Raw genomic sequence first — 8468 nt, 5'->3', positions numbered from 1 at the left:
CTGGTTTGTCCAGTAAAGGGGGTACATATCAAGTAGTCTGGCTCCTTTTTGGGTTTAGCGTTTACGTATATCTAGGAAGATTTATAAGAAGTTTTCAACAAGTATCCGTACTGCTTCGAATGCGTTTTGAGAAGCTTTTTCAAGGGTTTCCTCAAAAGTATCCGGTGCCTCTTTCCCTACATGATCGCTGATGCCACGGATGTTCAATACAGGGATATCATAGAAACTAGCCACTTGCGCAATCGGCGCTGCTTCCATGTCGCTAGCTGTAATATCTGGCAACTTGGCGCGAATGTTTGCAACAGCATCAACCGAACTCATAAAAGAATCGCTTGTAGCAATAAATCCGCTATGGACCGAGAAGGTTTGGACTTGTTCGCGAAGAAGCGTGAGCACTTTTTGTTGTAATTTTACATCGACAGGGTAATTGGCTGGCATTTGAGGGACTTGTCCCCATGCGTAGTCGAATCCGGTCGCATCCACATCGCTATAGGCAAATTTCGTAGAGACAATCACGTCTGCTAAGCCTAATTCTGGATTAAAGCTTCCTGTAGTTCCCGTGTTAATGATGAGATCAGGATGGACTTTATCACATAACCAAGCGGCAGCCGCGGCAGCATTCGCTTTTCCAATACCAGATTGAACAAGAATCAGATTCTCATGTACTTCTAAAATACGAATAGGCCCTTTTGAAAAGATGACGTTTCCTGGAGAAAAGTGCTCTTCAAACGGAAGGAGTTCCTCTTTCATGGCAGCAACAATCGCAATCTTCATGAATTATTTCCCCCATACTTCAGAAATTGGTTTATTCACTTCCACTTTAGTTCCGTCGAATTTTTCTGAAATCCATTTTTGAATCTCTGGATCATGATACAGCTCCACTAGTTTTAAGGTTTCTGGATTTTTGGCATTCTCTGCCTTCACAACAATTACATTGATACTATTAATGGTTGATTCATCCGCTTTTTCATAGAATAAAGCATCTTTTAATACATTTAATCCACCTTCAAGTGCGATGGTGTTTCCGATTGCGATTAAATCAGCATCGTCTAAGACACGTACGCTAGTCGTATCATCAATCATTAAGAACTCAAAGTTTTTCTTGTTTTCAACGATATCACTGGTAGTCCCCGTTCCGTCTTTGAAAGAACTAGACAGTTTAATCAGTCCGGCACTTTCTAATAAACGAAGGGCACGAGTCGCATTATATGGACTATCTGGAAGTGCAATTTTTGCACCGTTTGGTAAGTCGTTTAGACTTTTCACCTTCTTAGAGTAAAGCCCCATTGGTTCGATATAAGTTGTACCGATTGGAACGAGTTTGTTGGAATTCGCTTCGTTAAATCCTTGTAAGTACCCAATGGATTGGAATGCGTTGGCATCGACTGTTCCGTCAGCCACACTTTCGTTCAATGGCACGCCACCGTTAATTTCTTGTACTTCGATTTTAAGGCCTGCTTTTTTAGCTTGTTCAGACTCGGCAATATGTCTCCATATATCCGCATCAGAACCAACGGAAGCAATTTTAACGGTTTTAGGTTCACTGCTTGAAGTCTCTGAGCCTTGCGAAGCTTGAGAGCTTGAAGCAGTGTTATTTCCGCAAGCGCCTAAGACGAATGCAGTAGAGAGAGCGATAAGGGATTTAGCAATCGTTTTTAATTTCATATGGGGAGTTCCTCCAGTCTAGGTGTCTAATGTTTCTTACTGAATGAGTGGTTAAATGATTTTTCTCTCGAAAGGATCGATACTAATACCTTGTTTCAATACTTGTTTGGCGTATTCTTTTGCGCCAAATAATGAATGGTCACGGTAGTTTCCACACTGAACGGCGGAGACGCCTTGAATATCTTTGAATTGAATCTTCTCAACGATTTCTTCTAGCGTTGATTTCAATGCGCGAGCAATGTCTTCAGGTGATCGTTCTTCCCATAAAATCAAGTGGAATCCTGTACGGCATCCAAAAGGAGAGATGTCGATAATTCCTTCTAAGCGGTCTCGTAAAAGATCGGCTAATAGGTGCTCAAAGGTATGAACAACACCTGTTGGCATTTCTTGTTTATTCGGTTGTAAGAAACGGATATCAAAATTTGAAATCACATCTCCTTTTCTTCCGTGCTCATTCGCAATTAATCGAACATAAGGAGCGATGACCTTGTTGTGGTCGAGTGTAAAGCTTTCTACTTCAGCCATGTTTATTCCTCCGATCATTGAAACAAAATAAAAAAAGCCCGCACTTCTAGCCAACGCTAAAAGGACGAGTTGAAGTTGTGGTGACGCCATTACAGTCTTCTTATAGAAGATTACTTCCGTACAACTATACGGTAACTCTGTAACGGGAGAACCCGTATTGTCCTAGCAAATCAGACAATCAGCTCAAAAACCTCGTTAAAAATAGAGTGATATTCGGTTTGCGGTAAGCTCTATTTTTGACTCTCTTTTCATAGCGTTTCAAATAAGTTATATAAAGACTATACTAGAAATAAAGAAGGTTGTCAATCTTAAAAACAAACTATACGAAACGTTTTTATGAAATAGTTCGTGAATTAGTAAAATATACGTACTATAAAGATGGTGTTTTTTAAATTCGTTCGTTTTTACAAGTGGATACACTAATGATTTTGAACCAAAGAGGGGGAAGTCCATAAAATAATAGTAGAATGTCATGAATTTGTAATTTTTTTACGGTATACTATGGTTAACAAATTCAAAATGAAGGTGACAATAATGACATTATTAGACGTACAGCACGTACAAAAAGTGTATCAAACAAGATTCGGAGCAACTGAAGTAACAGCTTTGAAAGATATTAACTTCTCTGTGGAAGAAGGAGAATATGTAGCCGTCATGGGGGAATCTGGTTCAGGGAAAACGACGCTTTTAAATATTTTAGCGACTCTAGACCGTCCAACAGAAGGGAAAGTGCTTCTAAATGGTGAAGATATTCAAAAAATCTCAGACAAAGTATTAACAGAATTTCGTCGCGATCATCTTGGGTTTGTGTTCCAAGACTTCAACTTATTAGAAACATTATCGGTGTATGACAACATGGTGCTTCCACTCGTATTGGCTCGTCGACCAATCGAAGAAATGGAAAAGAAAGTGAAACCAATTGCGGAAATGCTTGGGATTGAAGATTTACTAAAAAAATATCCATATGAATTATCAGGTGGTCAACAACAACGTGTGGCAATCGGTCGTGCCATGATTACCGATCCAAGTTTACTACTGGCCGATGAACCAACTGGAGCTCTGGACTCTAAATCAGCTAGCAACACATTAGATTTGTTTGATAAAATCAATGAAAATGGCCAAACAATCTTAATGGTAACGCATAGTACCGTGGCTGCCAGTCGCGCTAAACGAGTGCTCTTTATTAAAGATGGGTTGATTTATAATCAATTGTATCGTGGAGACAGAACGGATCAACAAATGTTTGAATTAATCTCAGAAACGCTCACTGTGATGGCAAACAGAGGTGAGGTACATGTTTAATTTACTTCGTTCGATGGCGATTACGAATTTACGGAAGAACCATTCGTTATACCTACCCTATGCTCTAGCAACGGTATTGGTAACCGTTGTTCTTTATATTACACATGCCTTATCTGCAATGCCGGAACTTGCAACCTTAAACGGCGGTGCCCAGATGGCTAAAACATTGCAATTTGGGGTTATTATTGTTCAAATTGTATCGCTTGTTATTATTTTATATGCGAATGCGTTTGTGATGAAAAACCGTTCGAAAGAGTTCGGTTTATACGGAATCTTGGGTCTGGACCGTAAAAATATTCAATTACTCAGTCTTATTGAATTAGTCATCTTTGCTTTTGTCAGTGTTACGCTAGGGATTGTTCTTGGAATGATTTTCCACCGCATATCCTTTGCCTTATTGTTGGGGTTGATTCAATATTCCATCGGGATTGAATATTCGTTACAAATCGGAAGTATCTTCTATGTGTACTTTACTTTAGCGGTTATTTTCGCTCTGGTGTTCTTTATCAATGCGACAAGATTATATATGAGTCGTCCGCTTGAACTCTTGAAGGAAAAGAAAAAAGGAGAAAAACAAGGTCGTTTTGTAGCCGTCCGTGCCATTGTGGGTTTTGTGATGCTAGGAACTGCTTATACGATGTCTCAAGCCATTGAGTCACCTGTTAAAGCACTTCTTTATTTCTTCTTAGCAGTTCTTTTAGTAGTCATTGCAACCTATATTTTATTTGATGCGGGTTCAATTGCGTTGCTGGCTCTACTGCAAAAAAATAAAAAGTTATTTTACAAGCCAACGAATTTTATCTCGATTTCAAACTTAAAGTTCCGTATGCGTAAAAATGCTGCAGGTCTTGCAAGTGTGTGTGTACTATCAACTATGGTTTTAGTGACATTGGCGACGACAGTGGCTTTACAAAAAGGAACGACTGAAAAGCTAGATCAAAACTATCCAACGGCCTATTCCGCAATTGGATATATTATCGACCAATCAGAAGTGAACAAATACCCAGAAATCGTTCAACAAATCAAGGCGCAATCGAAGGGAAAACTTTCTAATGAAAGAAGTTACTTAAGTGTACTTCGTTTTGGTGCTCGCACTGAGAAAGGATTTGATTTAACAGGAGTACACTCTGGGGACAGCCCAGCTGCAATGTTGACTATTATTTCGGTCGACGAGTATAATCGCTTGTTTGGAACGAACTATTCGGTAGGAGATAAAGAAATCATTCTAGGTCTTGTCAAAGGGAATGTCTCAAAAGTGGACGAGGTGAAGACCTGGTCTGTTGTATTTAATGCGACTTTGAAAGTCAAAGAAATGATTGATGCCCAAGCGTATAAAAAAGTAATGCCTCAGCTTCCGTATGTATCTGATAATATTTATGTGGCGATTGTCCAAGATCCGATGAAGTTTATGGAACCTTCTGTCGGAAAGGCCATGTATTATTCGTTGTGGGATACAACAACCGAATTTTCTCAACGAGATGCAGAATTCAAAGCATACCAAAAGGTAGCAAATCAGTATAAAAATGGCAATTTACTCTTAGCTAGTAAGAATGAAGCGGCTAAGGAATTATATAGCTTTATGGGAAGTTTGCTCTTTGTGGGGGCTCTTCTATCTATTGCTTTCTTTATCGGAGCGGCGCTTGTCATTTACTACAAACAAATTTCTGAAGGATATGAAGATAGAGATCGATTTGTCATCTTGCAAAAATTGGGAATTGATCAAAAAACGATTAAGAAATCCATCAATCGCCAAGTGCTCATCGTCTTCTTCTTACCATTGGTCATGGCGTTTATCCATACGGCGTTTGCCTTTAAGATGTACCGTAAGATTATCGAACTCTTCGGTGTTGACGGTAGTGTCACATTAAATGCAACAATCGTGATTGGAGCTATTTTCGTGGTGGTTTATCTCGTTGTTTATCAAATCACTTCAAGAAGTTACTTCAGAATTATCAAGCGATAATTGCCTAAGAATATTCAAAGAGGTTTCCGAAGGGAGCCTCTTTTTTGATGAAATTTTTAAAGTGACAAAAATGTAAGAAACGAATAAAAAATGATAGGATGGTGTCATGAATTCACTTTTTATTTCGGTTATACTGTGTTCAACAAATTAAAACAAAGGGTGAAAACAAATGACATTATTAGACGTACAACATGTACAAAAAGTATATCAAACAAGATTCGGAGCTGCGGAAGTAACAGCTTTGAAAGATATTAACTTCTCTGTTGAAGAAGGCGAATATGTGGCAGTGATGGGGGAATCCGGTTCAGGGAAAACGACACTTTTAAATATTTTAGCGACTCTAGACCGTCCAACAGGTGGAAGTGTCCTATTAAACGGGGAAGACATCCAAAAGATTTCTTCCAAAGTACTAACAGAATTCAGACGTGACCATTTAGGGTTTGTGTTCCAAGATTTCAACTTATTAGAAACATTATCAGTATATGACAATATCGTATTGCCACTAGTCTTAGCAAGACGTCCAATTGCAGAGATGGAACAAAAAGTGAAGCCGATTGCGGAAATGCTAGGAATTTCAGACTTATTGAAAAAATATCCTTATGAATTATCAGGTGGTCAACAACAACGTGTGGCTATTGGTCGTGCCATGATTACAGATCCAAGTTTACTACTGGCCGATGAACCGACAGGAGCGCTCGATTCTAAATCAGCTAGCAACACATTAGATTTGTTCGATAAAATCAACGAAAATGGTCAAACAATTTTGATGGTAACGCATAGTACGGTTGCGGCAAGTCGTGCTAAACGAGTGCTCTTTATTAAAGATGGATTAATTTATAATCAATTGTATCGTGGAGACAGAAGTGACCAACAAATGTTTGAGTTAATCTCTGAAACGTTAACCGTGATGGCAAACAGAGGTGAGGCACATGTTTAAACTACTAAGTTCATTAGCCGTGACGAATTTGAAAAAGAATCATTCGCTTTATTTACCATTTGGACTTGCAACAGTCATGGTTACGATGATTTCTTATATCGTTCACGCATTATCTTCAATGCCAGAACTTTCCACTTTAAGAGGGGGTTCTTCTATCGCTCTTTCCTTAGGGTTGGGAGTGATTGTGATTCAAATTGTGGCGTTATTAATCGTACTTTACGCCAATAGCTTTGTAATGAAGAATCGTTCAAAAGAATTCGGTTTGTATGGAATTTTAGGCTTAGACCGTAAAAATGTACAAATTCTTAGCTTTATGGAATTGTTCCTATTTGCACTCGTCAGTGTGACGGCAGGGATTGCTCTCGGGATGGTTTTTCACCGTTTTGCATTTGCTGTTCTTTTGAAACTGATTCAATATCCAATCGGACTAGAGTATCACTTACAAATCGGTAGTGTCTTCTTTGTATATATTTTCATGGGCGTCATCTTCTTGATCGTGTTCTTCTTGAACGCTACGAAAATTTATACAAGCCGTCCGTTAGAATTGCTAAAAACAAAGAAATTTGGTGAAACAAAAGGTCGTTTCATGAAGACGCGCGCAGTCATTGGTTTTGTGATTTTAGGGCTAGCGTACTATATGTCCCAAACGATTGAAAGTCCGATGGCAGCCATCGTGATGTTCTTTGTTGCGGTTGTTATGGTTGTTATTGCAACGTACATTCTGTTTGATGCAGGTTCTATTGCGATTTTAAGTGCATTGCAAAAAAACAAAAAGCTGTTCTATCAACCAACAAACTTTATTTCAATCTCCAATTTAAAATTCCGTATGCGTAAAAATGCTGCCGGACTAGCTAGTGTGTGTATTCTATCTACCATGGTATTAGTAACACTAGGGACGACGGTTTCCCTACAAGCAGGAGCTTTTAAAACACTAAATGAATCTTATCCTACGGAATATTCAGCTTCTTCATTCCTGACTTCTAAAGAGGAAGAAGCAGAAGCAAGTAAAGCGATGAAAGATATTCAAGCTAAATCTTTATCAACTGTTAAGAATGAAATTTCATTTGGACAATCCGTTCGTTTTGGTCTTCAAAAAGGAGATTCTGTTGAGATTATGAATTCTTTCTCTGGGGCAGAGAATGTGGTAGCTCTGACGGTGATGTCGCAAGAGGATTATAACCGCATTTTTGGAACGAATCTTTCCTTGAAAGAAAATGAAATGGTAGTGGGCCATACAAAAGGAGACGGCAAAGAGTTTTCAACACTGACTACTGCCAAAAAAAACTATAAAGTTGTTGGTGATTTAAACGATGATAAGTATAAGACGACCTTGCCTCAACTATCAGCCTTAGTGGATAATATTTATATGGTGGTTGTGAAAGACGTATATGACTTTATCAATCCAGGAAATCATGAGAGAGTGCAGTACTATTCACTATGGAACACAGATACAAAAGAAGAAAGTTTAAAAGAAGAATTTGATGCTTATCAAAATATAGATGTAGATCAATATAGTGTCCCTATAGCCATGTCTAGTAAAACAGAAGCTGCGAAAGAAATATATGGATTTATGGGAAGTCTTCTCTTCATTGGGGCCTTACTTTCAGTTTCCTTCTTTGTAGGTGCGGTATTAGTGATTTACTACAAACAAATCTCTGAAGGATATGAGGATAGAGACCGTTTTGTCATCTTACAAAAAATGGGAATTGATCATAAAACCGTTAAACAATCTATCAATCGCCAAGTATTAATTGTCTTCTTCATGCCTCTATTAACGGCATTCATGCATACAGCTTTTGCGTTTAAAATGTATACGAAGATTGCACAATTATTTGGAGTAAATACTCAAATAACATTGATTGCATCGATTGTCATTGGGATTATTTTCTTAATCGTTTACTTTATCGTCTACAAAGTAACCTCTAGAAGTTACTTTAAGATTGTGAAACGATAAAAAAACGTTCACAAAGAGCAGACTGTTTTGAATAAGAAACCTATTTTGGATGGCTTCTTTCACATTAAAAATCACACAAAAGGACAAGGTTTTTGAAGTGCACCCCAAAAGTTAGACACAAA

The 8468-nt window shown here is 38.3% G+C and carries 7 protein-coding genes; 4 read left to right on the top strand and 3 right to left on the bottom strand.

What is annotated here, in order from left to right; genetic code table 11:
• Positions 1-81: 81 nt before the first annotated feature.
• From HMPREF3103_RS02530 to HMPREF3103_RS02520, 3 genes are read right to left on the bottom strand one after another with little or no spacing between them, the layout of a single operon-like run.
• Positions 82-774 carry a 5'-methylthioadenosine/adenosylhomocysteine nucleosidase gene (locus HMPREF3103_RS02530; RefSeq protein ID WP_070437105.1) on the bottom strand — a complete coding sequence of 231 codons (693 nt, stop codon included), beginning with the start codon at positions 772-774 and terminating at the stop codon, positions 82-84.
• Between the two features lie 3 nt (positions 775-777).
• Entirely contained in the window at positions 778-1665 is an 888-nt protein-coding gene (locus HMPREF3103_RS02525; protein WP_070437104.1) for a MetQ/NlpA family ABC transporter substrate-binding protein, read from the bottom strand.
• Between the two features lie 51 nt (positions 1666-1716).
• Positions 1717-2190 carry an S-ribosylhomocysteine lyase gene (locus tag HMPREF3103_RS02520; RefSeq protein WP_070437103.1) on the bottom strand — a complete coding sequence of 158 codons (474 nt, stop codon included), beginning with the start codon at positions 2188-2190 and terminating at the stop codon, positions 1717-1719.
• Between the two features lie 534 nt (positions 2191-2724).
• Between HMPREF3103_RS02520 and HMPREF3103_RS02515 the strand changes: the two genes are divergently transcribed.
• From HMPREF3103_RS02515 to HMPREF3103_RS02500, 4 genes are all read left to right on the top strand, one after another.
• Positions 2725-3492, top strand: coding sequence for an ABC transporter ATP-binding protein (locus tag HMPREF3103_RS02515; RefSeq protein ID WP_070437102.1), 768 nt, complete (start codon positions 2725-2727; stop codon positions 3490-3492).
• A complete protein-coding gene (locus HMPREF3103_RS02510; protein WP_070437101.1) occupies positions 3485-5455 on the top strand; it encodes an ABC transporter permease in 1971 nt (656 codons plus the stop codon). Before HMPREF3103_RS02515 ends, HMPREF3103_RS02510 begins: the two co-directional genes overlap by 8 nt.
• A gap of 169 nt (positions 5456-5624) precedes the next feature.
• The gene (locus HMPREF3103_RS02505; protein WP_070437100.1) at positions 5625-6392 is read left to right on the top strand and encodes an ABC transporter ATP-binding protein; all 768 of its coding nucleotides are present in this window, start codon (positions 5625-5627) and stop codon (positions 6390-6392) included.
• On the top strand, positions 6385-8346 hold the full coding sequence (locus tag HMPREF3103_RS02500; RefSeq protein WP_070437099.1) for an FtsX-like permease family protein: 1962 nt from the start codon (positions 6385-6387) through the stop codon (positions 8344-8346). Before HMPREF3103_RS02505 ends, HMPREF3103_RS02500 begins: the two co-directional genes overlap by 8 nt.
• Positions 8347-8468: the final 122 nt, after the last annotated feature.

The organism is Granulicatella sp. HMSC30F09 (assembly GCF_001806915.1).
GTDB classification, from domain to species: Bacteria; Bacillota; Bacilli; order Lactobacillales; family Aerococcaceae; genus Granulicatella; species Granulicatella adiacens.
The sequence above is the reverse complement of the archived record's forward strand: the minus strand, read 5'-3'. Positions and strand labels throughout refer to the sequence as shown.